The sequence below is a fragment of the Thermococcus sp. genome (genome assembly GCF_027012695.1).
In the GTDB taxonomy this organism is placed as follows: Archaea; Methanobacteriota_B; Thermococci; order Thermococcales; family Thermococcaceae; genus Thermococcus.
Genome location: NZ_JALUYR010000006.1, coordinates 21,798 through 47,713 on the forward strand (window position 1 = coordinate 21,798; position 25,916 = coordinate 47,713).

Annotated in this window: 22 protein-coding genes; 9 read left to right on the forward strand and 13 right to left on the reverse strand. The window is 55.8% G+C overall.

Annotated features, from left to right (window positions below):
* Position 1: 1 nt before the first annotated feature.
* Together MV985_RS00175 and MV985_RS00180 are read left to right on the forward strand one after the other, a co-directional pair.
* Positions 2-631, forward strand: a complete 630-nt coding sequence (locus MV985_RS00175; RefSeq protein WP_297457895.1) for a hypothetical protein — start codon at positions 2-4, stop codon at positions 629-631.
* Positions 632-739: 108 nt separating this feature from the next.
* Entirely contained in the window at positions 740-1,546 is an 807-nt protein-coding gene (locus MV985_RS00180) for a hypothetical protein (protein WP_297457897.1), read from the forward strand.
* A 14-nt stretch (positions 1,547-1,560) separates the two neighbouring features.
* Here MV985_RS00180 and MV985_RS00185 read toward each other — a convergent pair whose 3' ends face one another.
* From MV985_RS00185 to MV985_RS00205, 5 genes are all read right to left on the reverse strand, one after another.
* Positions 1,561-2,721 carry an FAD-dependent oxidoreductase gene (locus MV985_RS00185; RefSeq protein WP_297457899.1) on the reverse strand — a complete coding sequence of 387 codons (1,161 nt, stop codon included), beginning with the start codon at positions 2,719-2,721 and terminating at the stop codon, positions 1,561-1,563.
* Positions 2,718-4,205 carry an NAD(P)/FAD-dependent oxidoreductase gene (locus MV985_RS00190; protein WP_297457901.1) on the reverse strand — a complete coding sequence of 496 codons (1,488 nt, stop codon included), beginning with the start codon at positions 4,203-4,205 and terminating at the stop codon, positions 2,718-2,720. The genes MV985_RS00185 and MV985_RS00190 overlap by 4 nt, the downstream gene beginning before the upstream one ends.
* Before the next feature lie 163 nt (positions 4,206-4,368).
* Entirely contained in the window at positions 4,369-5,850 is a 1,482-nt protein-coding gene (gene glpK / locus MV985_RS00195; protein ID WP_297457903.1) for a glycerol kinase GlpK, read from the reverse strand.
* 49 nt (positions 5,851-5,899) lie between these two features.
* Complete coding sequence (locus MV985_RS00200; RefSeq protein ID WP_297457905.1) at positions 5,900-6,652, reverse strand: glycerophosphodiester phosphodiesterase family protein; 753 nt, start codon at positions 6,650-6,652, stop codon at positions 5,900-5,902.
* A 25-nt stretch (positions 6,653-6,677) separates the two neighbouring features.
* Positions 6,678-7,379 carry a glycerophosphodiester phosphodiesterase family protein gene (locus MV985_RS00205; RefSeq protein ID WP_297457907.1) on the reverse strand — a complete coding sequence of 234 codons (702 nt, stop codon included), beginning with the start codon at positions 7,377-7,379 and terminating at the stop codon, positions 6,678-6,680.
* A gap of 107 nt (positions 7,380-7,486) precedes the next feature.
* Here MV985_RS00205 and MV985_RS00210 point away from each other — a divergent pair, with 107 nt between their 5' ends.
* The 4 genes from MV985_RS00210 (at position 7,487) to MV985_RS00225 (ending at position 11,825) form a co-directional block, all read left to right on the forward strand.
* The gene (locus tag MV985_RS00210; RefSeq protein ID WP_297457956.1) at positions 7,487-8,809 is read left to right on the forward strand and encodes an SLC45 family MFS transporter; all 1,323 of its coding nucleotides are present in this window, start codon (positions 7,487-7,489) and stop codon (positions 8,807-8,809) included.
* Between the two features lie 77 nt (positions 8,810-8,886).
* Positions 8,887-10,191: an MFS transporter gene (locus tag MV985_RS00215; RefSeq protein ID WP_297457909.1), complete on the forward strand. Its 1,305-nt coding sequence runs from the start codon at positions 8,887-8,889 to the stop codon at positions 10,189-10,191.
* 2 nt (positions 10,192-10,193) lie between these two features.
* Entirely contained in the window at positions 10,194-11,063 is an 870-nt protein-coding gene (locus MV985_RS00220; protein WP_297457911.1) for an alpha/beta fold hydrolase, read from the forward strand.
* Between the two features lie 36 nt (positions 11,064-11,099).
* On the forward strand, positions 11,100-11,825 hold the full coding sequence (locus MV985_RS00225; protein ID WP_297457913.1) for a DUF2334 domain-containing protein: 726 nt from the start codon (positions 11,100-11,102) through the stop codon (positions 11,823-11,825).
* A 159-nt stretch (positions 11,826-11,984) separates the two neighbouring features.
* Here the strand turns inward: MV985_RS00225 and tmk are convergent, their stop codons facing one another.
* The 3 genes from tmk to MV985_RS00240 form a co-directional block, all read right to left on the reverse strand.
* The gene (gene tmk, locus MV985_RS00230) at positions 11,985-12,602 is read right to left on the reverse strand and encodes a dTMP kinase (protein ID WP_297457958.1); all 618 of its coding nucleotides are present in this window, start codon (positions 12,600-12,602) and stop codon (positions 11,985-11,987) included.
* Positions 12,603-12,703: 101 nt separating this feature from the next.
* A complete protein-coding gene (locus MV985_RS00235) occupies positions 12,704-13,411 on the reverse strand; it encodes a phospho-sugar mutase (RefSeq protein WP_297457960.1) in 708 nt (235 codons plus the stop codon).
* Between the two features lie 10 nt (positions 13,412-13,421).
* The gene (locus MV985_RS00240) at positions 13,422-14,507 is read right to left on the reverse strand and encodes an NDP-sugar synthase (RefSeq protein ID WP_297457961.1); all 1,086 of its coding nucleotides are present in this window, start codon (positions 14,505-14,507) and stop codon (positions 13,422-13,424) included.
* 141 nt (positions 14,508-14,648) lie between these two features.
* On the opposite strand from MV985_RS00240, the gene MV985_RS00245 reads away from it, so the two are divergent.
* The 3 genes from MV985_RS00245 (at position 14,649) to MV985_RS00255 (ending at position 20,508) form a co-directional block, all read left to right on the forward strand.
* Entirely contained in the window at positions 14,649-16,526 is a 1,878-nt protein-coding gene (locus tag MV985_RS00245) for a phosphoenolpyruvate carboxykinase (GTP) (RefSeq protein ID WP_297457915.1), read from the forward strand.
* 89 nt (positions 16,527-16,615) lie between these two features.
* Positions 16,616-19,102, forward strand: coding sequence for a maltodextrin phosphorylase (gene malP, locus MV985_RS00250; RefSeq protein ID WP_297457917.1), 2,487 nt, complete (start codon positions 16,616-16,618; stop codon positions 19,100-19,102).
* A gap of 116 nt (positions 19,103-19,218) precedes the next feature.
* On the forward strand, positions 19,219-20,508 hold the full coding sequence (locus tag MV985_RS00255) for a sodium-dependent transporter (RefSeq protein ID WP_297457919.1): 1,290 nt from the start codon (positions 19,219-19,221) through the stop codon (positions 20,506-20,508).
* Between the two features lie 55 nt (positions 20,509-20,563).
* Here MV985_RS00255 and MV985_RS00260 read toward each other — a convergent pair whose 3' ends face one another.
* The 5 genes from MV985_RS00260 to MV985_RS00280 form a co-directional block, all read right to left on the reverse strand.
* Positions 20,564-22,282 (reverse strand): glutamate--tRNA ligase, encoded by a 1,719-nt coding sequence (locus MV985_RS00260; protein ID WP_297457921.1) that lies wholly within the window; start codon positions 22,280-22,282, stop codon positions 20,564-20,566.
* A gap of 90 nt (positions 22,283-22,372) precedes the next feature.
* Positions 22,373-23,767 carry a DNA primase DnaG gene (gene dnaG / locus MV985_RS00265; protein WP_297457923.1) on the reverse strand — a complete coding sequence of 465 codons (1,395 nt, stop codon included), beginning with the start codon at positions 23,765-23,767 and terminating at the stop codon, positions 22,373-22,375.
* On the reverse strand, positions 23,764-24,162 hold the full coding sequence (locus MV985_RS00270; RefSeq protein WP_297457925.1) for a toprim domain-containing protein: 399 nt from the start codon (positions 24,160-24,162) through the stop codon (positions 23,764-23,766). The genes dnaG and MV985_RS00270 overlap by 4 nt, the downstream gene beginning before the upstream one ends.
* 54 nt (positions 24,163-24,216) lie before the next feature.
* Positions 24,217-24,558, reverse strand: a complete 342-nt coding sequence (locus MV985_RS00275) for a hypothetical protein (protein WP_297457927.1) — start codon at positions 24,556-24,558, stop codon at positions 24,217-24,219.
* Between the two features lie 40 nt (positions 24,559-24,598).
* On the reverse strand, positions 24,599-25,876 hold the full coding sequence (locus tag MV985_RS00280; protein WP_297457929.1) for a TIGR04013 family B12-binding domain/radical SAM domain-containing protein: 1,278 nt from the start codon (positions 25,874-25,876) through the stop codon (positions 24,599-24,601).
* Between the last annotated feature and the right edge of the window lie 40 nt (positions 25,877-25,916).

Below are 25,916 nucleotides of genomic sequence, written 5' to 3' on the forward strand. Positions count from 1 at the left end.
CATGTCGCGGCGGAGGAAGGCGCTTGCTGTTGTTCTCCTCATGGTTTCAGTCTTGCTCCTCGTTCCGATGTCCCTGGAGGGTTATACCTACCGTTACGAGCTTAAGAGCCGGGGTTTCATGTCCTTCTCAAAGATGGGCTACGGGGTGGCGTGCCCCGGTGTTTTCAGGGCCTACTACGAAGTGGACGACGATTGGGATGTTGAGTTCGTTAGCTCCTATTTTCCTTCAAGAGAAGGCGCCAAAAGGTTCAACGATCCCCACGTGATAATAGACGAGTTCGAGAAAACGGCTCGGTCAAAGCGGATCATCAGCAAAGACGGATACTTGATCCTCGTACTCTCAAAGGACGCGAAGGGACGACCGCTGAACACCCATCACAGGCTCAAGGCAGTGTATAAAGATAACGTCCTTAAGTGGGTCTCCTTCAACACCACCCATTCCCTCAACTACGACCCGCGGAACAGCTCCGTTCTCGTGGACTACGTCAATACTTATGCGAGCTATGAGCTTGATGAGACCCACTGCTGGCAGGTTCTGATGGGCTGGTTGAGGCCCCTTCTGGAGAGGTACCTTCGTCACAGGCTCGGGGAGATACCCTACCCCAAGCCCTGGGAAGGGGAACCCTGGTGATCCTTTCCACTTTTTGCAGACTTCTAACAGTAGTGTGCAAAATCTGAATAGAAAAAGTATTTAAAATGCAGCCACATACCAGCTACGAGCCCAACAGGAGGTAGTACGATGAAAAGGGTGATAGCACTTTTCCTGATAGGTTTTGTAGTGCTGGCGAGCGGCTGCATAGGACAGAGCGTTGGTCTCACCGAGGAGCAGGTTCTCGAAGCCATCCAGAACTTAGATACTGCCAGCTACGACCAGAACTTCTCGATGAGCATGCACTTCACCGACCCGGACACCAACAAGACCGTAAACATCACAATGTCCGGCCATGTCATCGGGGTTTTCAACAAGACCGCGGGACTGGAGAAGGGCAACATGAGCATGAGGGTGCACATGATGGGTATGGATGTCAACATGGACTGGCCCTACTTCGTCAACAACACCAGCGTCTACTTCAACATTGATGGCAGGTGGTATCGCGTTCCGCCCGACGATGACCTCTACTCCCATGCTAAGGGCTCCCTTAACGTGGACTACATCAGGAACCTCCTCAACGAGAAGAACGTTACCATAGAAAAACTCGCCGACGGCTACGCCTTCAGGGTGAACGTTACCTTCTGGGAGTTCGTGAACGCCACCAACCAGACCGGTTACCTCAACGAGCTCTGGGGTGCTGGGAGCGAGAGGATGGTGAACGTCACGACCAAATCCGGGTGGGTGGAGGTTCACCTCAGAAAGGACGGAACGCCGGTCTTCATCGAGACGTACATGGATCTCGTCCTGACGATAAACGTCTTCGATGACAAGAAGATGGAGGCCTACTTAACCGTCCACGACAGGGTTAGCCTCTCCAACATCAACGAGCCCGTTGAAATCGAAGTACCCCAGGGACTCGAGAACGCCCGCTACATCCACGAGATCTTTGAATGATTCCCGGGGGGCTCTTAACCCCCCATCATTATTCTAACTTTCATTCCTGGCTTCAAGTCCACTCCACGCAACTTCACCCGAAGTATCCGGGAGGGGATGACATCTCCAACACGGGTTTCTATCCCCAGCTCCGGGATCTCCAGCCTGCCGTTCTTAAGGGGCCCCTCCGGACGAACGTAGAGGGTGACATCCCCACCACCCAGGAGCTGGGGAAAGACAAACTTCACTCCTTCCCCTCCAAAGACCCGCGCCCATCCTCCGTTTCTTATCCCCCCCATCTCGATGAACTCAAGCACTCCCCTCGCGGCGATTGTCCCCTGCTCGACGGCAATCCCCGGGTCATAGCCCGTTCCCAGGGAGTTCCCGGCGGCGAAGATGCCCGGAACGCTAGTTTCAAGCCACTCACTGACCAGGGGCCCACCGGTTGCAGGATCAACCAGCGCTCCGGTCCGAACCAGCTTCCCCATGGCCGGTACAGGTTCGGCGCCAACGATGAGGGTATCCGCGTCAAGCCACTCCATACGATCCCCAAGGTCAACGCCAACGCGCTCCACTCTCCTCCTCCCCCTAACCTCAACAACACTGGCCCCCGTCATCAGCCCGGCCCTCCCGAGACACTGTGGAGGGCCTTCGATCCTGCGATCAACGATGGTCACCGTACCCTCTTCCGCCAGACGAGAGGCAAGGTGGAGGGCGGAGTCGTGGGAACCGCCGATCACCACGTTCCTCCCGGGAAGAACGCCCAGGGAGATGAGCTCCATTGCCTCCCCCACGGTGTAGACTCCCGCCCCGCGATCGCCAACGATGCCAACCTCGAATGCGTGCCGCTCCCTCGAACCCGCGGCGTAGATCACGGCCCCTGTTCTCACCCCACGTAGCCCCATCGGGGAGGAGAAGAGGACGTATTTCTCGAGGTCCGAGCGATTGCCGATCTCGAGGGCCCGCGCGGAAGTGATAACATCAACTCCCGCATCCTCAAGGCCGGCGGCGAGCTTTTCCCTGAGCTCGTTCCCTCCAAAGAGTCCGAGGTTCGTGCCCGGTGCCGGCTTCTCGTTGAGCAGGAGAACCTTCAGTCCGAGTTTCCCGGCCTCGATAGAGGCGGACATCCCCGCTGGTCCCCCGCCGATGACGACAACATCATAGTTGAGCACCGGAGCGTTGGGCATCTCCATCATGCATCATCCCTCCCGAAGGCCGTAACATCGCCCATCCCAATCTCGCTTCCCCTGCCCTTCAGCGTGACCTTCCAGGGCTCGACGCCGTACTCTTTGGCTAAAAGCTGGACTATTTTCGGCCTGCAGAAGCTTCCCTGACAGGTTCCGGTTGTAGCTTTCGTTCTGAACTTGACGGAATCAACGCTCGGAGTTTTGACGCCTATGAACTTCATCCTCTCGATTGCCTCCAGAATGTCCCCCTCGCTGACGTTGTTGCAACGGCAGACTATCTTTCCATAGGCCGGGTTTCTCTTAACCGCTTCGTTTACCTGTTCGGGTGTCATCATGAAGAAGTGGCTTATCTCCTTCCTGTAGGGGTTCCACTTGGCTTTTTCCTTCAGCTCAATTCCGAGGTCGCGCCGGATTATCTGGGCAACCTCATAAGCTATCGCGGGGGCGCTCGTTAGACCGGGCGAGCGAATGCCTGCAACGTTGATGAAACCCCAGACCTCTTCCTCCGCTTTGATTATGAAGTCTCCCCCGGTTGGCTCAGGTCTCAGTCCTGCGAAGGTTCTGATGACCTTGCTCCTTGGGGGTAGCTGGGGCCAGAGCTTTTTGGCACCTTCCCACACCTGCTCAAGTCCTTCCCTTGTGGTTGCAAGGTTGTCCTTTTCCTCCGGTGGCAAATCCTGGGCATTCGGCCCTATCATCAAGTGTCCGGAGACCTCCGTCGTAACAACGATTCCCTTGCTTATCGGCGTCGGCGTCGGGAAAAGAACCCTTCTCGGCCCGGGAACGTCGTCATCAAAAATCCAGTATTCTCCTTTCCTCGGGTGAATCTCGAAGTAGTCTATTCCCGCCATTCTCGCTATCTCATCGGCATAAAGACCCGCCGCGTTTATGACGATGTCGGCCTCGATGAAGCCGTTGTTTGTTTCAACGCCCTTAACCTCCCCGTTCTTGACCTTTATGCCCCTCACTTCCGTTTCGAGGTGGGTCTTTACTCCGTTGGCAACGGCGTTCTCAACGAGCGCTATAACCGCTGGAATCGGCGCTATCTGGCCGACTATAGGAACCCACAGGGCTCCAATAGCCTCCCTCGTGAGGCCCGGCTCGAGTTGAAAGAGCTCGTTCCTATCAACTATCCTCATCTCGGGGACGCCGTTTTTCCTTCCGCGCTCCAAAAGCCTCTCAAGTTCGTCGAAGTCCTCCTCCTTGGTTGCAACTATCAAAGCCCCGTTCCATACGTGAGCTATCTGGAGTTCCTTAACCCACTGGTGCCAGAGCCTGTTTCCCCTTATGCAGAGCCTTGCCCTCGTCGGATACTTCTCCGAGTCGTCGTCGTAACCGCCGTGAATTAAGGCGGTGTTTGCCTTGCTCACGCCCCAGCCAACGTCTGGTGCCTTCTCGATTAGGTGAACCTCAAGGTTCTCGTATTTGCTCAGGACTCGCGCTATGCTCGCACCGCTTATTCCAGCGCCTAGGATCGCCACTCTGATCTTCATGTTCTCCCCTCCGATTTGAGCCTGGAAACGCTTTTCTCAGTTTTAAAGCTTTCTTTAACCTTTGGTTCCGCCGAAGAGACACGGGAGAACAGTTCTGGGCATAAAAAGGGAGGACGTGAGTGACCATTGGCTGAAAGGTCATCCCTGTACATTCTCGTTTGGATCATTGATCAATGATCTTGGCCCAGCCCATTGCCCGCTTCACGGCCTCCTTCCAGCCGCGGTAGAGCTTTTCCCGGGTTTCCTCGTCCATCTTTGGCTCGAAAATCTTCTCGACCTTCCAGAGGCGCTCTATCTCCTCAAGGCTCTCCCAGTAGTCCACGGCCAGTCCTGCTAGGTAAGCCGCTCCAAGGGCGGTGGTCTCTTTAACCACCGGCCTCACGACACGCCTGTTGAGTATGTCCGCCTGAAAAGCCATCAGGAAGTCGTTGGCCGTTGCTCCACCGTCAACGCGGAGCTCCTTTATTCCGACCAGCTTTTCCATTTCCTCAATGACGTCCCTTGTGAGGTAGGCTATCGCCTCCAGCGTTGCCCTCGCCAAATGCTCCCTGCCGGTTCCGCGCGTTATGCCTATTATAAGGCCCCTTGCAAACTGGTCCCAGTAAGGAGCACCGAGGCCAACGAAGGCCGGGACGAAGTAAACTCCCTCGTTGCTCTCCAGCTTTTCCGCGAGTTCCTCTGTTTCAGAGGCGTGCCTGATAATCTTTATTCCGTCGCGGAGCCACTGGACGGCGGCACCAGTTACGAATATGCTCCCTTCCAGCGCGTAGGTTACCTTTCCCTTCAGCCCCCAAGCTATCGTCGTGAGTAGGTTGTTTGAATAGCGGACGGTCTTTCCAGTGTTTGCCAGTATGAAGCTCCCGGTTCCGTAGGTGGCCTTCACCATTCCCGTTTCAAAGCCAGCCTGACCGAATAAAGCGGCCTGCTGGTCGCCGGCGTCTCCACTCACCGGAATCTCCGCACCGAGGAGGTCTTTCCTCGTATAGCCGTAGACCTCGCTCGACTCCCTTACCTCTGGCAGAATGTCCCTGGGAATCCCGAATATCTCGAGGAGCTCGTCGTCCCAGTCGAGCCTCTTGATGTTGAAGAGCATCGTTCTGGATGCGTTCGAGTAGTCCGTCACGTGCTCCCCGGTCAGGCGGTAGATGAGGAAGGTATCCACCGTTCCGAAGAGGACCTCGCCTTTCTCGGCCTTCTCCCTCAGCCCGGGCACGTTGTCGAGGAGCCACTTGAGCTTGCTCGCGGAGAAGTAGGCATCGGGCACGAGACCGGTCTTCTGCCTTATCATATCGCCGTATTCCCTCTTTATTTCCTCGACCATCTCCGCCGTTCTCCTGCACTGCCACACTATCGCGTTGTAAAGCGGTTTCCCTTTTCTGTCCCAGACTATTGTCGTCTCGCGCTGGTTGGTAACTCCGATGGCGGCTATCTGGTTCGGTTCTATTTTGGCCCTCTCAAGGGCGGTCTTTATCGCCCTGAACTGCGCCTCCCAGATTTCCTCGGGATTATGCTCCACCCAGCCGGGCTTGGGATAATGCTGGGGGAACTCGTACTGGCCGATTCCAAGGATGTTGCTTTCCCTGTCGAATATTATCGCCCTGGCAGATGTCGTCCCTTCGTCGAGTGAGAGTATGAACTTCTTCATATTGATCACCAGGGAGAAGAAAAAGCGAAAAAGTATATTAGGGGTTCGGTCACCTGAGCCCAAGTTCCCCGAGGTAACTAATCATCCTCTCCACATCGTTCGCAATGACCACCTCGAAGAGGCCCTTCAGCTTTGCAAGGTTGTCGTTGAGATAGAAGAGTTCGTCGTTTTCCGTCCACAGGACGACTTTTAGTCCGAGGGTGCGGGCCCACTTTATGGCCTGGAGGGTCTTTTCAAGGCCGAGAAGCGGTATCGCTTCCATTGGAATGTTTATGGACCAGAGGTTGAGCTCCTCCTTAAGCTTTGGAATGAGCGGAACTACCTCTTCCCTGTCAATCAGGAGGCCCATCGTTGTATCCCTGTCGTGCTTCCTGTACTCGTGGAGGGCCTCGATCTCGAAGGACGATATCATGACCCTCTCGGGGTTGTTCTCCCTAACTATTCTGGCCACTTCCTTTGCTGCATCGACGTCCTTGAGCTCGATGTTGGTTAGGGCTTTCTCTGGAAGGGCTTCAAAGACCTCATCAAGCGTCGGAATCCGCTCACCCATGCCTATATCCGCCTTCTTGAGATCCTCAAGCGTCATGTCCTTCTGCCTTCCACTCATGTCGCTCGTTCTGTCTATGGTCTCGTCATGCATTACTACGACCTTTCCATCCTTTGTCAGCCAAACGTCGAGCTCAACGCCATCCGCACCGACTTCAACGGCCTTCTTGAAGGCCAGAAGGCTGTTTTCTGGATATCTGGAGGAGTAACCCCTATGTCCCAGAACGAGAACCCTCTCTGATTTCCATCCTCCCATGGGTATCGCCCCGATGGAGTATGCGCTACCCGTAAAAACTTTTCTTCAACCTCGCGGGATCGTCCGAGATAACGGCATCGGCAAAGCGCCAGAGCCTTGGAACCCACTCAAGCTCATTCATCCGGTAGTTCCAGAGGTATACCCTCAGGCCCCTCTTTCGCAGAGCCCTGAGGAGCGTAAGGAGGGCACGGTAACCGACGTAGGAAACAGCATCCAGCGGAACATGGACGGAGTAAAGGTTCCTGAATTTTGGTATCCGGAAAACGGCTTTGTAGCCTGTGATGGAGAAACCCACCCGGCAATCCGGGCACTCCCGAAGGAGGGCCTCGACAATTTGGGGGTTTTCGGAGGAAAACACCGTTCTCTCCAGGAGGTCCGACGACTCAACGGCCCCCAGGAGGGGTTTCAAAGCCAGTTCTTCCTTCACATCGGCGTTGAAGATCGCCCCTTTAAACTCATCGAGCACTCCCTTCACAGTGGGGATCAACCTTCCCAGGGGGTGCAGCCTTCTGAGTTCCCTGAGGCTGAGCTCTCCGACGAGGTGGAAGGAGCCGCCGGCGTAGAATCCTGGATCATGATGGGTTATGAGCTTTCCATCCCCTGTCATACGGACGTCGAACTCCATCCCCTCCGCATAACGAAGTGTCCTCCTGAAAGCGGGAAGGGTGTTTTCGAGAGGTCCCTTAAAACCTCTGTGCCCCAATATGAGAATTTTCTCACTGTACATTACTGTCACCCCACCGGCAGTCCAGAGATGGGCTCACAACCCTTAAAAGTTTCATCCACGAAACCACCTCACCCCTAAAGCCACGCGGTACAATCGGAGGGATGAACATGGGATTCAGGTACAGCAGGATTTTCATCCTCGGTCTCGGTTTCTTTGGGATAAGCATCATCTGGGCGCTATACAACGCTTACGTTCCGATTTTTCTGCAGGACACCTTCCACCTGAGCAAGACCATAACCGGCTTTATCATGACCATCGACAACCTCTTCGCGGTTCTTTTGCTCCCTTTCCTAGGTGCTCTAAGCGATATGACGCGGACGAGACTTGGGAGAAGGAAACCCTACATTCTGCTCGGTGCACCTTCCGCGGCCATAATGTTCGCGCTCATTCCGATAGCGAGGGAACACGGCAATCTGGCCCTCTTCATGGGTACGATAGTCCTGATGAACTTCTTTATGGCTCTCTTCCGCTCCCCTGTTGTTGCCTTCATGCCGGACATCACTCCCAGCGAAAAGAGAAGCCAGGCCAACGGCATAATCAACTTCATGGGCGGCCTTGGGGCGCTTTTGGCCTACTTCGGAGGTAAGGTTCTCTACGACATGAACTATGCCTATCCCTTCTACTTCGGCGCCGCCATAATGCTCATCGCCAACCTGCTCGTGGTTCTCCTCGTCCCCGAGCCGCAGGAGTACCGTACCCCCGGCGAGGGGATAAGTCTGAGAAAGCTCCTCGCTGAAACATCGCACAAGAGCTTCGGCGAGCTGAAGGAGAACCTCAGGGACGTCTTCGCCAGCCACGAGAAGAGTCTTCTCGCGATACTCCTGGCGGTTTTCTTCTGGTTCATCGCCTTCAACTCCCTTGAGACCTTCTTCACGAGCTACGCCAAGTACCACCTCGGAATAGAGGAGAGCACCGGTGCGTTCCTCCTGGGTGTCTTCAGCCTGAGCTTCATGCTCTTCGCAATTCCAGCAGGTTTTATCGGCGGCCGCTTCGGAAGGCGGAAGACGATAACGCTCGGACTCCTGATAGTGATAGCCGTAATGCTCGGTGCTTACCTCGTCGGAGAAGGCTCAAAGCCATCCTCGAGCTCCCTCTCCGACCCGGTGGTGAGGACGTTCATGGGGCTCTTCTTCATCGGGGGGATGGGATGGGCGATGGTTAACGTCAACTCTCTGCCGATGGTCGTTGATATGACGACGGAGGAAAAGCTTGGAGGCTACACGGGGCTCTACTACTTCTTCAGTCAGGCGGCGAACCTCGTTGCGCCTCCTCTCGCTGGAGCCTTCCTGGACCTCATAGGTTACAGAACGCTCCTGCCCTTCGCAACGGCCTTCTTCGTACTGGCTGCGATAGCGATGCAGTTCGTCAGACGCGGGGACATCGTAGGAAGAAGGGGAACCGCCCTCGACTACGTTCCCGATATGGACTGACCTCTCCTTTCTTTCACCTTTGAACCGAAAACGTAAAAACGTCTTTAACAATTTCCTGGCAAATAGGGGGTGAAAGCGTGGAAAAGAGGGGATTCAGCTGGGGCGTGGTGCTCGGCCTTGCTTTGCTCGGCTTCAGCAGGAGCGTCGGCTGGGCGCTCAACAAGGGTCTGTCCTTCCCTCTGCTCTCGAGCTACACAGGTTCCGCCTTCGTTAAGGGAACCATCCTCGCCGCCGAGGGTCTCATTGGACTCTTTATCCCGGTTCTCTTCGGCTATTACAGCGATACCCTCCGCTCGAGGCACGGCCGGAGGAGGCCCTTCATCATGGCCGGCGGTCTCATGGCCGGGGTGGCGGCGCTGCTCATCTACACCGCCTACGTGATGAACGTCCCGCTCTGGGGCTTCGCATTGGCTCTGGGCTTCTTCTACTTCGCCATGCACACCTACACGGCCCAGTACCGCGCCCTGATGCCCGACACGATTGAGAGCGGTCACCGTGGAAAGGCCAGCGGAGTGATCACACTCCTCGAATGGGCGGGCAACCTCTTCCTCTTTGGTTTAGCCGGCTTCCTAATAGCCAAGGCCGTTGCCGAGACCGGTGAAAGTGAAGGAATAAAGGCCCTGGCACAGACTCCATACCTAAAGATACCCTTCATAGTAACCGCCGCTTTTCTCATCGGGGCGGCGCTCTTCGTCTACTTCATAATCCGGGAGCCGGAAGCACCGGAAACGGGAGAGGGAGAGGGCCTTTGGGACTACCTTAGAAGCATAGTCGAGAACCGCGACTTCCTCAAGTTCTACTCGGCGCAGACCCTCTGGTGGATGAGCTTCGAGTTCATAGCCATCTTCCTCTACGGAATCCTCGCTTACATCCTCTACGGTTCGGCCGACGAGGAGAGCATAAAGGCTGTCACATCGCTCGGCCTCTACCTCATGGCCCTGTTCAACGTGACGGTGCTTTTGGGGGCACTCCCTGGGGGCATAATCTACGATAGACTGGGGAGGAGACTGAGCATAATCCTCGGCGGACTGATCTTTGCCCTGCCCCAGCTCTGGGGCTGGTTCATCCACAGCCAGACCGAGATAGTGATCGCCCTTGGGATAGCTGGAATCGGCTGGGGAATCCTGATGGCGGCATCGTATCCGGTCATCGGCGACCTGCTCACCAAGTTCGAGAGGGAAGCATTCACCGGCCGCTACTACGGCTTCTTCGAGGCGACCCGCTCGCTGCCGGTCCTCCTGGCGGGGGTTATTGGTGGGGCAATAGTGGACCTCGCGGGCGAGAACTACAGGGTGCTCTTCCCCATTGGTGCAGTAATGGTCCTCCTGGCGATGCCGATGATATGGGCCATGAGGAACCTTGAGGTGAAGACGGAGGGATAACTATGTTATGGCTCGTTTCCCTCCTGGTTTCCATCTTCCTGGCATTCCTCGTCTTCTCGGCCTTCGTGGCCTACAGGATGGTCAGGCCGCCGCGCTTCATCGGTGAGTGGACGCCGGGGGATTTTGGCTTTGACCACGAGGATATAACATTCGAGACCGAAGACGGCCTGAAGCTCAGCGGATGGTGGGTTCCGAACGGGAGCGATAAGACCGTGATCCCGCTCCACGGCTACACGAGGAGTAGGTGGGACGATGTCTACATGAAGCCCACCATCGAGTTCCTCCTGAGGGAGGGCTACAACGTCCTCGCCTTTGACTTCAGGGCGCACGGAAAGAGCGAGGGCAAGTACACGACCGTTGGGGATAAGGAGATAGCGGATGTAGTGGCGGCCGTCAAATGGCTGATCGAGAACCACCCGGAAAGTGCAAAGCGGATCGCTCTTGTCGGCTTCTCCATGGGCGGGATGCTAACGATAAGATCTCTGGCCGAAATCCCTGAGGTCTGCTGCGGCGTGGCCGACAGTCCTCCGATGTACCTTGACAGGACCGGGGCGCGCGGTTTGAAGTACTTCGCCGGCCTTCCGGAGTGGCTCTACTTCATCGTCAAACCCTTCACGAAGCTCCTCAGCGGTGGAAAGGAGGTCCACCCGATAGAGTACGCTGACAGGGTAAGGAAGCCGCTCCTTCTCATAGCCGGCGAAAAAGACCCGCTCGTGAGAGTTGAGGAGGTCAGGGAGTTCTACGAGAGGAACAGGAAGGTGAACCCCGACGTGGAACTCTGGGTGACAGATGCGCCCCACGTGAGGACGCTCAAACTCCATCCCAAAGAGTGGAAGGAGAGGGTTCGTGATTTCCTTAAGAGACACATCTGAGAAAGTTTTTTACGTCCCTTCCCCAATTTTAGGCCGATGAGAAAACTGTCCATTGTCCTTGTGCTGGCGACGATATCTCTTGTCTACGTTTCGACTTCCTCCCTGGGTGAGCCCGCCTACCTTCCGGAATTCGGCCGTTTCGTTATTCTGATCCATGACGTCAGTCCCGGTTATGCGGAGCAGCTCCGGGAGATAACTGCGATAATCAACGGGTACAACCTCCAGAACCGAACGTATCTCTTCGTGATACCCGACCACGGCGGTGGGGAGCGTCTCAGAGATCACCCGGAGTTCGAGGCCCTCCTGGAGAACCTGAGCAGCGAGGGCTACCACATCGGGCTCCATGGCTACGACCACATCGGGAGGGAGTTCGACTGCAGCCGGGGCGAGGCGGAGAGGAGACTTGACATGGGCCTGAGAGAGCTTGGAAATGCCGGCTTCATTCCCGAATACTTCCTTCCCCCAAGATACGCCCTCTCCGGCGAGGCCCTGAGGGTTCTCCTCTCCCGCAACCTGACGGTCATAGGAGAAGACTTCGTTTACTTTCCAAACGGTACCGCCGAACCCATTCTAAATCGCGAGTATACCTGGTATCTCTCCCGTTTTCTGCTCAACTATCGGCTGGAGAGTGCCCAATCGAGTTATGAGAACACCAGGGGTACCTTCTTCCTTTCCGTTCATCCCAAGGCTGTTAACAGCGGGGCAGGTCTGGAGTTCCTGAGGGAGTTTTTGAACTACGTGCGGAAAACCGGCCTCGGCTAACCCTCTTCTCCTCACCGCTCAGCGTGGCTAACGCTCGTCATCGGCCGGCTTTTCTTTTGGGAGAACCTTTTAAAAAGCAACCGCCGAAGGGAGAGGGGGGATGAAGAGCGTTTACCGGTCTGACTTCGAGGATGAGGAGACTGGCACTGGCTGACCCCTTTACTTCCCCAGGAGCTCGTGCTCCACGAGGGCCACTATGTCCCTGTGGATGTCCTCGACGCTCGCGAGGGCGTTGACGATCTTCATCTCCGGGAAGCGCTCCGCCAGCTTGAGGTAGTTCTCGCGCACCCTCTTCTGGAGCTCCACGATCTTGTCGAACTCGCTCTTTATGCTCCTGCTCCTCAGCCTCTTCATGCTCTCTTTGACCGGAAGGTCGAGGAGTATCACCAGGTCCGGTCTGATGGCAAAGCGATTTAAATCTATCAGCCACTCCAGGTCAAGGCCCCTCGCCCACTGGTAGGCGAGCGAGGAATAGAAGTAGCGGTCGGAGATGACCACCTTGCAGGCTTCGAGTGATGGTCTTATGAGTTTTGCAACGTGCTCGGCCCTGTCAGCCGCGAAGAGGAGTGCCTCCGCCTCGTGGCTTATTCTGGCACCGTCTATTATGCCCTCCTTCCCCCCGGTGAGAACGAGCTTTCGGATGAGCTTGCCAAAGGCCGTGTCCGTGGGTTCCTTGGTCAGAACCACCTCATAGCCCCTGTCCTCGAACCATTTTGCGAGAAGCCTCGCCTGGGTTGATTTACCCGCTCCATCAATACCCTCAATGACAATGAACATTCCCACAGGTGCCACCCCCGAAACGAGGAGAGCTCGGGATCCCGGCTTTTAACGGTTTCCACAAAAATTTTGAGGGGAGTTTAAAAGAAGGCCAAAAAAGATCAAAGGTTCCGCTTCATGTGATCGAGCAGTCCCCACATGCTCCCGAACTCGAGTTCCTCTCCATCGCGGTAGAACTCGACCACGCCCTCGGGTCTGAAGCGGAGGCCGAAGTCGTAGTTCCCCTTGTTGAGCTTGTGGAGGAAGACCTCCTTCGGCTTTGGCGGCAGGTAGCTGGTCATCATATCGTTGATGAGCTCTACCTCGAAGCCGAAGTGCTCGCTCATGCGCGGGAAGAATAGCACAGCGGGGGTGTTCATGGCATCCACCAGGGCTTTACCCTCAATTCTGAAGTTGTAGTGTTTGAATAGCTCATGCAGGAAGTCGTCGAGGGCGTTCGGATAGTAGACGGTCGCGCCTATGTCGTTTGGATGCGCCTCGATGAAGCTCCTGCTTTCGAGAATGGTGTTTATCTCGTCTGCGTCCATGCCGTTGACGTAAACGCGGACGCCGTTGTAGTAGTAAACATAGGCGAGCGGAAGACCCTTCCTGTGGGCGAAGTCCTTGAGGGCTATGAGGGGAATCAGGCGAACGTCCATTATCGTCGAACCCGTGCTGACGATTCCAACGACCATAGCGCGCTTTCCGTACCTCGATATTGCCCTTCCGTCCCTTCCGACGATTATGGTACCGTGCGAAATCGTTCCTATGGCCCTTCCGAGAAGGGCAAGCTCCTCGGGGTTGAACCGTGGGGAATAGTAAACCTCCATCTCCATCACCTCAGTCGGGCAGCACTATACTCTCCCGTCCTATCCTGGACTCGACCCATATCTTGACGTTCGAACCGATCTTGCTGAAGTCCTCGATGAGCGTGTTGTCTCCGATAACGCTTCCTGGCTGGATTACAACGCCCTTTCCAATGCGGACGTTCTCCCCGATTATTGCCTCCCTGATCTCGGCACCGTCCCCTATGGTAACACCCGAGAGTATCACCGAACGTTCTATTTTAACGTTTCGGCCTATCTCTACGTCGTCACCGAGAACCGCGAAGCCCCTGATTTCCGGCCTTCTCAGAATGCACCTCCGTCCGGTGAATATCGGCCCCCCGTACTCCAGATTGCCTTTAAGTCCCTCGGTTCTCAGATCCGGGAGAATGAGCCTCCCCTGAAAAACATCCTCCGTTGCCTGCAGGTAGCTCGAGGGTCTTCCCACGTCGTTCCAGTACTCACTAAAGGGGAAGCCGTAGAGCGCTAAATCGTTCTCCAGCATCCTCGGGAAGAGGTCCCTGGAGAAGTCAAACTCCTTTGCCTTCGGAACGAGGTCAAAAGCCTCCGGCTCAAAGACGTAGATGCCTGCGTTGACGAGGTTGCTGAAGACCTCCTCCGGCTTTGGCTTCTCCTTGAACTGCCTGATCCTCCCGTCATCGTTTATGATGGCTATGCCGTACTGGGTCGGGTCCTCAACGCGGGAGAGCGCTATCGTTGCGAGGGCCTTCTTCGAGCGGTGGTACTCGTAGAGCGCCTTCAGATCGAGGTTCGTCAGGACGTCGCTGGAAACTACGAAGAATGTATCGTCCATGTGCTTTACCACCTTCTTGGTGGCCCCAGCCGTCCCGAGCTTTATGTTGTCCTTGTTCGAGTAGTGAATCTCAAGCCCCCACTCGCTTCCGTCCCCAAAGTATTCCATTATACGCTCCTTCAGGTAGCCGACGAGGACGTAGACCTCATCGACGCCCGCGTTAACGAGGTTCAGCAGGGCGTATTCCATCAGGGGTCTGTTGAAGAAGGGGATCATGGGCTTCGGCCGGTATACCGTCAGCGGGAGAAGCCTCGTCCCCCTTCCTCCGGCGAGCACTACAGCCTTCATTACCGGCACCACCACCGTGTACCACTCCCAGCTGATATACCTTCCGATTGGTTCAGCGCTGAACCCATGGGTTCACCAGCGTATGGGGTTACTCGATAAACTATTTTAAGGCATCGCTCAACTCTTCCCGGAGGCGATACAATGGAAGCCCTTGAGAGGCTCGAAAAACTCCTCGAGAAGGATCAGTTTGGGAAGATAAAGGCGATAGACAACCCGGAACTCCACAGTTTTCTGGCGGAGTGGATAGAGTGGCTGGAGCCCGAGAAGGTCTTCGTCTGTACTGACAGCGAGGAGGACGAGATCTCCGTCCGCTGGAAGGCCATTTACTATGGCGAGGAAAAAATGCTCGAAACCCCCAACCACACCGTCCACTACGACAGCTACTACGACCAGGCGAGAGACAAGGCCAACACCGCCATACTGACTCCCGGTGGAAAGAAGCTCCCCTACATCAACACCAAGGATAGAGAAGAGGGCCTGAAGGAGATACGCGAGCTTATGAGGGGCATAATGAGGGGCAAAGAACTCTTCGTCTGCTTCTTCACCCTTGGCCCGAGGAACTCGATATTCACCATCCCAGCGGTTCAGCTCACAGACTCGGCCTACGTTGCCCACTCCGAGTTCATCCTTTATCGAAAGGGCTACGAGGAGTTTAAGAGGTTGGGAAGGAGCGCGAGGTTCTTCCGCTTCGTCCACTCAGCTGGAGAGCTCGACGAGAGGAAGACGAGCAAGAACCTTGAGGAGAGGAGGATCTACATCGACCTCGAGGACGAGACAGTCTACTCCGTCAACACCCAGTACGGCGGGAACACGATAGGCCTCAAGAAGCTTGCCTTCAGGCTCACGATCAAGAGGGCCGTCGAGGAGGGCTGGCTCAGTGAACATATGTTCCTAATGCGCGTGAACGGCCCGCACGGCAGGAAGACCTACTTTACAGGAGCGTATCCGAGCATGTGCGGAAAGACCTCAACGGCCATGATACCCTGGGAGAACATAGTCGGCGACGATTTGAGCTTCATCCTCCCCGTCAACGGTGTGGCGAGGGGGGCGAACGTTGAGAAGGGTGTCTTCGGAATAATCCAGGGGGTGAACCCGCGGGACGACCCCATACTCTGGAAGGTTCTCCACTCACCGGTTGAGATAATCTTCTCGAACGTTCTGGTGAAGGATGGAAAGCCCTACTGGAACGACATGGGCATTGAGATTCCTGAGGATGGGGAGAACCACAGCGGAAAATGGTGGAAGGGCAAGAAGGACGAGGAGGGCAACGAGATACCCCCGAGCCACAAGAACGCTCGCTTTACCGTCTCTCTAGAGCACTTCCCGAACGTTGATCTGGAAGCACTTGAGAACCCGTGCGGCGTTGAGGTTGGAGGCATGATATTCGGCGGCCGCGATAAGGACACCTGGCCACCGGTTAGGGAAGCATTCGACTGGAAGCATGGCGTTATAACGATGGGTGCTTCACTTGAGAGCGAGACTACAGCCGCAACTCTCGGCAAGGAAGGTGTTAGAGCATTCAACCCGATGGCCATTCTCGACTTCATGAGCGTCCACCTTGGAGATTACATAAGGAACTACCTCGAGTTCGGGAAAAAGATCAGGAAAACGCCGAAGATATTCGCCGTCAACTACTTTCTCCGCGATGAAAACGGCAACTGGCTCAACGGCAAGCTCGACAAAGCCGTATGGCTCAAGTGGATGGAGCTTCGCGTGCATGGTGACGTTGATGCCATAGAGACGCCCATAGGTTATATCCCGCGATACAGGGACCTTGCAAGGCTCTTCAGGGACGTTCTCGGCGCGGACTACACCAGGGAAGACTATGAGAAGCAGTTCACGATAAGGGTTCCAGAACTCCTTGCAAAGATCGAGCGCATCGAGGAGACATACGGAAAGCTCGAGGACGTGCCAGATGAGCTGTTCCAGGTTCTCGAGGAAGAGCGGAAGAGATTGCTTGAGGCAGGGGAGAAGTACGGCGACTACATCAGCCCCTTCGCCCTTGAGAGGGGGCTGTAATCCCTCTTTCTTCGGCATCTGACGAGCGGCAAGACTTTTTAATGCCATGGATAATTAGGTATCACTGCGGATGATACAGGGTGATCTCCATGGTTAACACCGAGATGATGTTGAGGAAGAAGCTCCCCCATCCCCTTAAGGGGCTGGCGGACCTGGCTTACAACTACTGGTGGAGCTGGAACAGACGGGCAACAAAACTCTGGGAGAGGATCGACCCGGAGCTATGGAGGGAGCACAAGAACCCGGTTAAGCTCCTCCTCGACACCCCTGAAAGCCGCTTCAAAGAACTCCTCAGGGACGACGACTTCATGAACCTCTACGATCTGGTGATGGACCAGTTCGAGGCCTACATGAACCCAGATTCAACCTGGTTCTCGACCAACTACCCCAAGTGGGACAGGCCCATAGTCTATCTGTGTATGGAGTACGGCATAAGCAGGAGTCTGCCAATCTACTCCGGCGGACTGGGAATCCTCGCCGGGGACCACGTTAAGACCGCCAGCGACCTCGGGTTACCTTTCATAGCGGTCGGCCTTCTCTACAAGCACGGCTACTTCAGGCAGGAGATAGACCGGGATGGAAGGCAGAGGGAGATATTTCCGGAATACAGGCCCGAGGAGATGCCCATCGAACCCATCCTCGGGAAGGACGGAAAGCCGCTCCTCATCGAGGTTCCTATAGAAGATAGAACCGTCTACGCGAGGGCCTTTGAGGTCCGGGTCGGGAGGGTGAGGATATACCTCCTCGACACCGACGTGCCCGAGAACAGTCCTGAGGACAGAACCATATGCGACTACCTCTACAACGCCGAGATGGACAAGCGCATAAAGCAGGAGATACTCCTCGGAATCGGTGGAATGCGCCTTTTGAAGGCCCTCGGCATAGAACCCGGCGTCGTCCACCTCAACGAGGGACACCCGGCCTTCGTGAACCTCCAGAGGATTGCCTGGTACATGGGGGAGGGGCTGACCTTCACCGAGGCTCTGAGCGTTGTTAGAGGAACGACGGTTTTCACCACCCACACGCCCGTTCCAGCCGGCCACGACAGGTTCCCGATTGGGGAGGTCAGGAAGAGGCTCTCCGGGTTCCTGGAGGGGAAGGAAAACATTCTCGAACTCGGCCGCGAGGGCGACCAGCTCAACATGACTCTCTTGGCCATAAGGACGTCGAGCTACGTCAACGGCGTGAGCCAGCTCCATGCCGAGGTAAGCAAGCGCATGTGGAAGGACCTCTGGCCGGACGTTCCCATAGATGAGATCCCCATAGAGGGCATAACCAACGGCGTCCACACCATGACCTGGGTTCACAACGAGATGAGGAAGCTCTTCGACCGCTACATCGGAAAGGTCTGGCGCGAGCACACGAACCTGGAGGGCATCTGGTTCGCCGTCGAGAGAATCCCGGACGAGGAGCTGTGGGAGGCCCACCTTGAGGCCAAGAGGCAGTTCCTCGAACTCCTCAGGAGGAAGGTTCTCCTCAGAAACCAGCGCCTCGGAACAGATGATCCGCTGCCCAACATCGACGAGAATGCCCTCATTATAGGCTTTGCCAGACGCTTCGCCACATACAAGCGCGCCACCCTCATCCTGAGCGACCTTGAGAGGCTCAAAAAGATACTCAACGACCCCGAGAGGCCGGTTTACGTAGTCTTCGGTGGAAAGGCCCACCCGCGCGATGAAGCAGGAAAGGAGTTCCTGAGGCGCGTCTACGAGGTCAGCCAGATGCCCGAGTTCAGGGGCAAGATATTCGTCATGGAGAACTACGACATGGGCAGCGCGAGGCTGATGGTTGCTGGCGTTGACGTCTGGCTCAACACACCACGGAGACCGTTAGAAGCGAGCGGGACGAGCGGCATGAAGGCAGGCCTTAATGGAGTTCTCAACGCGAGCATCTTTGACGGCTGGTGGGTCGAGGGCTACAACGGCAAGAACGGCTGGGTCATCGGCGAGGAGAGCACCGAGCCTGAAAGCGAGGCCGACGACGCGAAGGACGCCCAGTCCCTCTACGAACTCCTAGAGAGGGAGATAGTACCGACATACTACGACAACCGCGAGCGCTGGATATACATGATGAAGGAGAGCATAAAGAGCATCGCGCCTCGCTTCAGCACCCACAGAATGGTCAAGGAGTACATGGATCGCTTCTACTCCAAGGCCATGAGCAACCACATCTGGCTGACGAGGGAGAACTACCGTGGAGCCAAAGAGATAGCGGCGTGGAAGGACAGGGTAACCGCATCATGGGACGCGGTCAGGTTCGAGGACGTTAAGATTGGCGAGGACGGCAGGAGGATCGAAGCTATAGTTTACCTCGACGGTCTTGAACCTGAGGACGTGAAGGTGGAGCTTTACTACGGGGTGAGGGCGGAGGGCTACAACGTCGAGAGGCCCCACATCATAGAGATAAGGCACCCCGAAGAACTGGGAGATGGAAGGTGGCTCTACACCTACGAGGGCAACGCACTCAAACACCTCGGCGACCCGTGCTGGCATCACGCCATCAGGGTTTACCCACACCATGAGAAATTGCCCCACAGGTTCCTTCTCGGACTCGTTAAGTGGTGGGGCCTTGACTGATGTTTCGTATTTTTCCCAGTTTTCAAATTTGTATTGAAGTCTCTGAAAAAGCTCCAAACGGAACTTTTTTAGGCGTTCACTCCCAGCAGGGAGCGTAAAATCCAGGGGGTGGAAATATGGATGAGATAAAGAAGTGGACCCTCTACCTGATCTTTCTCGTTGCAGGTTTTGCGACCGGAATCGGGAGCATCGGCCTGTTCCCCCAGTTCTGGCTCCAGTACGGCATGACGGGAATGGCCGTGCACCTCGTGTTCCTGGCAGTGTTCACCTACGTGGCCATACTCGAGGCCGAGACCGTCATGAAATCGGGCTATTACTTCGTCGAGCTCTACACCAAGGTGGCCAGAAAACCTGGAATGATACTGTCCATACTCACTGTCGTTGCGATGTTCCTCTCCTACTACGCCGCCAACACGATGCTCTCGATCCTCTCGCCCGTTTTGGGAACAGGAACGGTCGCCAGACTAATCGCCAAGGTGATAATGTTCGCCCTGGCGTTCCTTATACTCACGCGAGCCAGGGAAAAGACCTTCACAATAATGGCCGTAGGCTCTGTTTTCTTCGTCCTGGCGGTCCTCGTGACTACGATAGCCTTCAAGACCCAGATACCCGAGAACGCGGCCTTCCTTGGAATGGCCAAACACATGCTCGTGGCCACGCACGGGATAACGCTGGAGATGATAAAAGCGGCCGCGGAGAGGGCCCTCTACGGGATTGGCCTTGGGTTCGGATTCTACCTGATGCTGGGCAGCTTTCTCAACGAGCGCTTTAATGCCAAGCTGATCATAGGGACGGGAATCTTCATCCAGCTTCTCATAGGGGTGCTCTCGACCATAACCATTGTCTACGCGATAGCCCCTACAACCCCCGAAAGGCTCCTGACCTACGTCTACGGGGGTTCTGAGGGTGCGATAGCCCTCCTCGGCGAACTGCCCGAGATACTCTCCAACTACCAGATCCTGCTGGTTCTGATAGGGCTCTCGACTTTCTTCGCGGGCATAACCAGTCTCCTGCCTACGGCGGAGGTCGGCCTCCAGATAATCGAGTCCATGCTCGGGGTGGGCAGAACCAGGGCCGCCACATACCTCATCGGGATCTCCCTTCTCATAGGGATCCTGGATTCCCCTCCGAGCGTGGCGGACATGATAGTCCGGGCGGTAGTCATCGCAACCTTCTTCACGGCGATCTTTGAGCTCTACCCTGTGGCGACCTCAAAGAATCGGCTCTCCACCCCATCAATGGTGATCGTTGGAATCGCCGTACTGCTGTTCCTCGTGGGGGGACTCTACGCCTTCTTCGGCGTGTTCAGGGCCGGGGGAATATACGTGGTATCTGGCATACTGGCTGCTGCCATAGTCCTCTTCGGCCTCCTGGGAGACAGCCTGGTATCGCAGGAGACCCCTTGAAGTCTTTCCTTTTTCGGTTTTGAATAGGGAATAGAAAAGTGGGGTGGGAAAAAGCTCACTTGTGGGCGAAAATCGCCCTGACCTTTCCATCTTTTACCTCGTCGATTCTGACGAAGCCGAAGCGCTCGAACTGGACGATGTCGTCGACTTTGACGTCGGCATCGGCCTCAAGCAGGCCGTTCCTCACGAGAAGCTCGTCCCCCTCGGGAACGAGAACCTCGCAGGGCTTTCCTTCGGTAACCCAGTGCACCATCCTCCAGCGGTTCTCCCTCGCTATTTCGTAGTCAACGCTGTGGAATCTGGCCTTGATACTGTCCTCGCTGACCTCGAGTATCTCGACGTTGAAGAGGTCCTTCAGGCGGACGAAGTTGCCCGGTTTAAAGAGCTCCATATCGTCTCTAGAGACGTACACCGGTTTGCCCGGCTCGAACTTAAGCTTTCTAACTCCCCTCTCCGGATAGTCGGGATGGAGCGGTATCTCGGCGGTGAACTCCTTGGCCCCTTCGATGTACATAGGAACCGGGTCTGCAACGAAGAAGTAGCGGTTGGCTATTGGCTCGACTATGCGCCTGTTTATCGCGGCAAGGTTGTCCCAGCTGACGGTTGTGTCGCTCCTCTTTAGGCCGACCTCGATGATAAGCTCCCTAATTGCCTCGGGCCTTATGCCCCTTCTCCTGAGGGCGCGAATCGTTCCCAGCCGGGGATCGTCCCAGCCGAGGTATTTGCCCTCCTCAATGCCCTTCCTCGTCTTTGACTTGCTGAGGATAACTCCCTCAATGCTCAGCCTGCCGTGGTGGACTGTAACAGGGTATTCCCAGCCGAAGTAGTCGTAGACGTATCTCTGCCTCGTCTCGTTCTCGGCGTGCTCCTGTCCGCGGAAGATGTGGGTAACTCCTAACTCGTGGTCGTCTATCGCTGACGCGAAGTTGTATAGGGGCCAGACGCGGTACTTATTGCCGGTTCTCGGGTGGTTCGGGTTGTCAATTATCCTCAGGGCAGGCCAGTCCCTCACCGCTGGATTTGGATGGCTGAGGTCGGTCTTTATCCTGACCACCGCTTCACCCTCTTTATACTCGCCGTTGAGCATCTTCCTCCAGCGCTCGAGCTGAACCTCCACCGGCTCGTCCCTGTGCGGGCAGGCTATTCCCTTGTCGCGAAGCTCGCGGAACTTCTCCGGTTTGCACGTGCAGACGTAGGCCTTACCCATCTTAATCAGCTTCTCGGCGTAGTTGTAGTATATCTCCAGCCTGTCGCTTGCTATGTGGATTTCGTCAATCTTAAAGCCGAGCCACTCCAAATCCTCCTTAATCCACTCGTAGAAGATCGGCTCAGGTCTCTTGACCTTTGGGTCGGTGTCGTCGAAGCGGAGGATGAACTTGCCGTCGTAGAGTCTAGCGTACTCGTGGCTCAGGATTGCCGCGCGGGCGTTCCCGAGGTGGAAAGCTCCATCCGGATTCGGGGCGAAGCGGGTAACCACTTTCCCCTTCTCCGCTTTGGGAAGAGGGGGCAAACCTTTCCTCTCCTCCCTCTTGGTCTTCTTCTCCTCGAAGAACTCCGGATAAATCTCGTGGAGCCTCTTTTCCTGCTCCTCAATGCTTAGAGCGTTAACCTTCTCAACTATCTCGTTAACGAGCGGGATTATCTCCTTCGCCCTCGGCCTCAGCTCGGGGTTCTCGCCGAGAACCTTCCCTATGACAGCCTTTGGGTTCGCCTTACCTTTGTGGGTGTAAGCGTTAACCAGCGCGTACTTCCAGATAAGGGTCTCGACTTCCATCTTTCACCACCGGGGAGAGAAGAGAGGGGGAAGTTATAAAGGTTAGTCCTTCAACGTGCACTTCAGAAAGGAAAAGCGGAGAAGAGGGGTTTACTCCGCGAAGGTGACTATCTTGAGGTTGACCGGCCTTCTGACGACGTTGTACTTCCTCGCGCCGATCAGATAGCGGACGCCGGTCTCGCTGACGGTGTCGATAAGCCTCTGGGTTATAACGCCGTTGAATACCACCGCGTAGACGTCCTTGCGCTCCTTCAGCTGGTTGGTGAGTTCCCTGACTGGAATCTCTGCTATGACGTTCCTGCTCTCGTCCAGGAGTATCGCTGTGGATTCCTTGCCGCTTTTTACCCGCTCTATGAACTCCTTGAACTCGTCAAGCTCACTCGATGTCGGTTTCTGTATCGGGCGGATTATGCGCTCCTCTTTCTTCGGCTCCACCTTCTCAACCCTCTCAGCTCTGCGCTCCTCCACCTTCTGAACCTGGGGTGCCTGCTGGGACTGGGTCTGAGGAGTGGTGGCCTTCTCCTTCTCGCGCTCCTTCTCCCTGATTACGTCGTAGAAGTTCCTGCCCTTGTAGAATATCTCCGTTATCACCTGCTCCGCCGGAACCTTGCTCCTGAGGGACTTGACTATCTCCTTTTTGGTGAGTTCCTCGACCTCCTTGCCCTCGGGAGCCCTTGCAACGTAGTCCACATCCGCGACCTGGAGGAGCTCCTTGAGGATGAGCTCACCGCCGCGATCTCCGTCTGTGAAGGTCGTCACTATGCGCTCCTTGCTGAGCTTGATTATGGTCTCGGGAATCGAGGTTCCCTCGACCGCTATCGCGTTCTTTATGCCGTGCTTGAGCAGGTTGAGAACGTCCGCTCTACCCTCGACGACTATGATCGAGTCGGAGAACGGCACGTGAGGACCGGCCGGGAGCTTCTCCGGGCCGTATTCTATGAGCTCCTTAGCCCTTACCGCCTTCTTGACCTCCTCTGTCAGCTCCTGGGTTTCAGGTATCTCCTGGTCCATCAGCTTCTCGAGGATTTCCTTGGCCCTCTCTATGATGTACTTCCTCTTGGTTGCCCTGACGTCCTCAATGCGGAGAACCCTTATCTTGGCCTCGGCGGGGCCAACGCGGTCTATTGTCTCGAGCGCGGCCGCCAGAATGGCCGTTTCGACCCTGTCGAGGCTTGAGGGAACGGTTATCGTTCCGTAGGTCTTTCCAGCTTTGGTGTGAACCTCGACCCTTATTCTGCCTATCCTACCCGTCTTCTGGAGCTCCCTGAGGTCCAGATCGTCACCGAGAAGACCCTCCGTCTGGCCAAAGATTGCACCGACAACGTCGGGCCGTTCGACGATTCCGTTGGCCTCGAACTCCGCGTAGATCACGTACTTGGTCGTTCCAAACTCATCCTTGGCAGACATGCCACCACCCTCTTTCCTTTTTTCAAACTTCTGCTTTTCAGCCAAAATGTGGTGCAGTACTGTTTTCTTCCTCTTCATCGAATCCCCTCCGGAGCGGGGTCAGAAACGGAGATTTTGAGGTAGAGGCCGTAGAGATCTTCCACCCCTTTGATGTCCTTTTTGACCAGCTTCCTCAGTTCCCTGCGTGTCTCTGAATCAACCCGAGAGGGATAGCCCTCCAGATACTGGAGGAGCTTCCCCGCGAGTTCTTCACCCTTTCTGTCGAAGTCCGTGAGTATGATGACCTCTTTATAGGATGACGCGATGAGTGCGACCTCACTCAAAGGCAGGCGTGAGAGCCTTATTATCTCCGCCCTGACCCCCAGATTCCTCAGAGCCACCTCGTCTCGCATGCCCTCCACTATGAGGGCACCCTCAAACTCTCGCAGTCTGTCTATAAGCTCCAGGAATCTTTTATAGTTTTCGGCGTACATTTCGCCGTCGGTTGGATAACCATTGGATGCAGTTATAAGCTTATTGGCATGCCTTCAGAGTTTGTACCTAAAGCCGAAGAGGGGCCAGCTGAGATAGTCCTTCTTCCTCCCGTAGAGCAGCGCTGTTAACGCCCCGAGAAACGGCAGGGAAATCAGGACGGCAGATTTCCATCCGGTTGCGTTCGTCTTAACGCCTATCACTATGGCCACGGCGAAGCCCGCGAGGAAGCCGATGAAGAAGTAGAAGAGCATCCCAGCCCTCTTCGGGCTTGATACTGAGAGCAGGATTATCACGGATAGCATGGCCGAGGAGATGAGACCTGAGATTCCCCACGCGAGGTATGAGAAGGCGAGGAAAAACCCAACCGAAACCGCCGGCAGGAGCCACTTAGACATCTTCCCACCCGGTTGGGTATTGGAAGAAAGACGTAAAAGCCTAACGCCGGCAGACGTCTCTCACCGGAACTGTGTGGCTCATAGGCTCCTCGTAGAACTCGTCCATCAGCCTCTGCAGCTTCCTCGAAAGCTCCATCTGGTTGCCCCACGAACCCTCGATTTTGCCCTTCGCCGCCATCCGTCCTAAAAAGCGCTTCATCTCCTCGCTCAGGGGAGAAGGTTTGCAGCGGGACCACGGCGTCCCGGGCAGTGGCATGAAGTAGTGGGCCCTCACCTTTCCCCCCTTGTCCATAACCCACTTCATCAGCTCGATGCTCTTCCTCTGGCTTTCCTCACTTTCATTTGGCAGTCCCACGATGAAATCCACAACAGGCTCAAAGCCGTAGTCAAGCATGTACTCCACCGCCCTTTTAACGTGCTCGATTCTGTGAAGCCGGTGCATCGCCTTCAGCATTGCATCGTCGCCGCTCTGCGCTCCTATTGCCAGGCGCCTGTTGTCCGCATAGTCGATGAGGAGTTCCAGCGTCTCCGGCAGGACGAACTCCGGCCTTACCTCGCTCGGAAAGGTGCCGTAGAAGAGCCTCCTGCCTTCTTTCCTCAGAGGCTGGAGCGCTTTGAGGAGGGCTTCGAGCTTGTTTAGTTTGAGTATCGCGCCAGGGGAGCCGTAGGCGAAGGCGTTGGGCGTTATGTAGCGCATGTCCTTCATCCTGCGCGAGTACTTCACTATCTGGTCAATCGGCCTGTGCCTCATCCTGAACCCCTTGATGTATGGCGTTTGACAGTAGTAGCAGCCGAAGGGACAGCCCCTGCTGATTTCTATCGGTGAAATCAGCCTTATCGATTCCGGGTATGGCGGAAAGCGCCAGAAGTCTTCCACTTTAGCGAAGCCGGTGAAGGTAAATTCGCCGTTGATGTAGGAGGCAAGTCCCCTGATGTTGAGGAGATCCCCGGTTATTTTATAGTCGGTTTTTTTGAGCGTTGTTAAAAGCTGATAGAGAACCTCCTCCCCCTCGCCGATAACGGCAATATCAAAGCCGAGCTTTAGAGTGTGTTTAGGCATCGCTATCGCGTGATAGCCGCCCGCTATCAAGAGCGCCCCCCTCTCTTTGAGCAGTCTAACTTCTTCCGGCAGGGAACCCCATATCTCCTCGGTGAAAAAGGAGTAGAGAACCACCCTCGGCTTTGCCCTGAGGATCTCGCCGAAGTCCTTCGTTATGAGCAGTTCGCTTAGGTCGAAGCCCTGACTCTCTAAGGCACCGAGGAGGTGGACGAAGGCATTGTGGTTGCGCTTGGTCATCCTGACGGCTATCTCTGGCATGATGGAAGCCGCGAGAAGCGATTTAAAACGGTAACGGTTC

Excerpts from the sequence above, each read along its gene's own strand:
- MV985_RS00240 (WP_297457961.1), bottom strand. The coding sequence starts at position 14,507 with ATGAAGGCTGTAGTGCTCGCCGGAGGAAGGGGGACGAGGCTTCTCCCG.
- MV985_RS00275 (WP_297457927.1), bottom strand. The coding sequence starts at position 24,558 with ATGTCTAAGTGGCTCCTGCCGGCGGTTTCGGTTGGGTTTTTCCTCGCC.
- glpK (WP_297457903.1), bottom strand. The coding sequence starts at position 5,850 with ATGAAGAAGTTCATACTCTCACTCGACGAAGGGACGACATCTGCCAGG.
- MV985_RS00235 (WP_297457960.1), bottom strand. The coding sequence starts at position 13,411 with ATGGAGGTTTACTATTCCCCACGGTTCAACCCCGAGGAGCTTGCCCTT.
- MV985_RS00200 (WP_297457905.1), bottom strand. The coding sequence starts at position 6,652 with ATGGGAGGATGGAAATCAGAGAGGGTTCTCGTTCTGGGACATAGGGGT.
- MV985_RS00185 (WP_297457899.1), bottom strand. The coding sequence starts at position 2,721 with ATGATGGAGATGCCCAACGCTCCGGTGCTCAACTATGATGTTGTCGTC.
- tmk (WP_297457958.1), bottom strand. The coding sequence starts at position 12,602 with ATGTTCATTGTCATTGAGGGTATTGATGGAGCGGGTAAATCAACCCAG.
- malP (WP_297457917.1), top strand. The coding sequence starts at position 16,616 with ATGGTTAACACCGAGATGATGTTGAGGAAGAAGCTCCCCCATCCCCTT.
- MV985_RS00180 (WP_297457897.1), top strand. The coding sequence starts at position 740 with ATGAAAAGGGTGATAGCACTTTTCCTGATAGGTTTTGTAGTGCTGGCG.
- MV985_RS00205 (WP_297457907.1), bottom strand. The coding sequence starts at position 7,379 with ATGTACAGTGAGAAAATTCTCATATTGGGGCACAGAGGTTTTAAGGGA.
- MV985_RS00245 (WP_297457915.1), top strand. The coding sequence starts at position 14,649 with ATGGAAGCCCTTGAGAGGCTCGAAAAACTCCTCGAGAAGGATCAGTTT.
- MV985_RS00260 (WP_297457921.1), bottom strand. The coding sequence starts at position 22,282 with ATGGAAGTCGAGACCCTTATCTGGAAGTACGCGCTGGTTAACGCTTAC.
- MV985_RS00190 (WP_297457901.1), bottom strand. The coding sequence starts at position 4,205 with ATGAAGATCAGAGTGGCGATCCTAGGCGCTGGAATAAGCGGTGCGAGC.
- MV985_RS00270 (WP_297457925.1), bottom strand. The coding sequence starts at position 24,162 with ATGTACGCCGAAAACTATAAAAGATTCCTGGAGCTTATAGACAGACTG.
- dnaG (WP_297457923.1), bottom strand. The coding sequence starts at position 23,767 with ATGAAGAGGAAGAAAACAGTACTGCACCACATTTTGGCTGAAAAGCAG.
- MV985_RS00255 (WP_297457919.1), top strand. The coding sequence starts at position 19,219 with ATGGATGAGATAAAGAAGTGGACCCTCTACCTGATCTTTCTCGTTGCA.
- MV985_RS00220 (WP_297457911.1), top strand. The coding sequence starts at position 10,194 with ATGTTATGGCTCGTTTCCCTCCTGGTTTCCATCTTCCTGGCATTCCTC.
- MV985_RS00280 (WP_297457929.1), bottom strand. The coding sequence starts at position 25,876 with ATGCCAGAGATAGCCGTCAGGATGACCAAGCGCAACCACAATGCCTTC.
- MV985_RS00210 (WP_297457956.1), top strand. The coding sequence starts at position 7,487 with ATGGGATTCAGGTACAGCAGGATTTTCATCCTCGGTCTCGGTTTCTTT.
- MV985_RS00225 (WP_297457913.1), top strand. The coding sequence starts at position 11,100 with ATGAGAAAACTGTCCATTGTCCTTGTGCTGGCGACGATATCTCTTGTC.
- MV985_RS00175 (WP_297457895.1), top strand. The coding sequence starts at position 2 with ATGTCGCGGCGGAGGAAGGCGCTTGCTGTTGTTCTCCTCATGGTTTCA.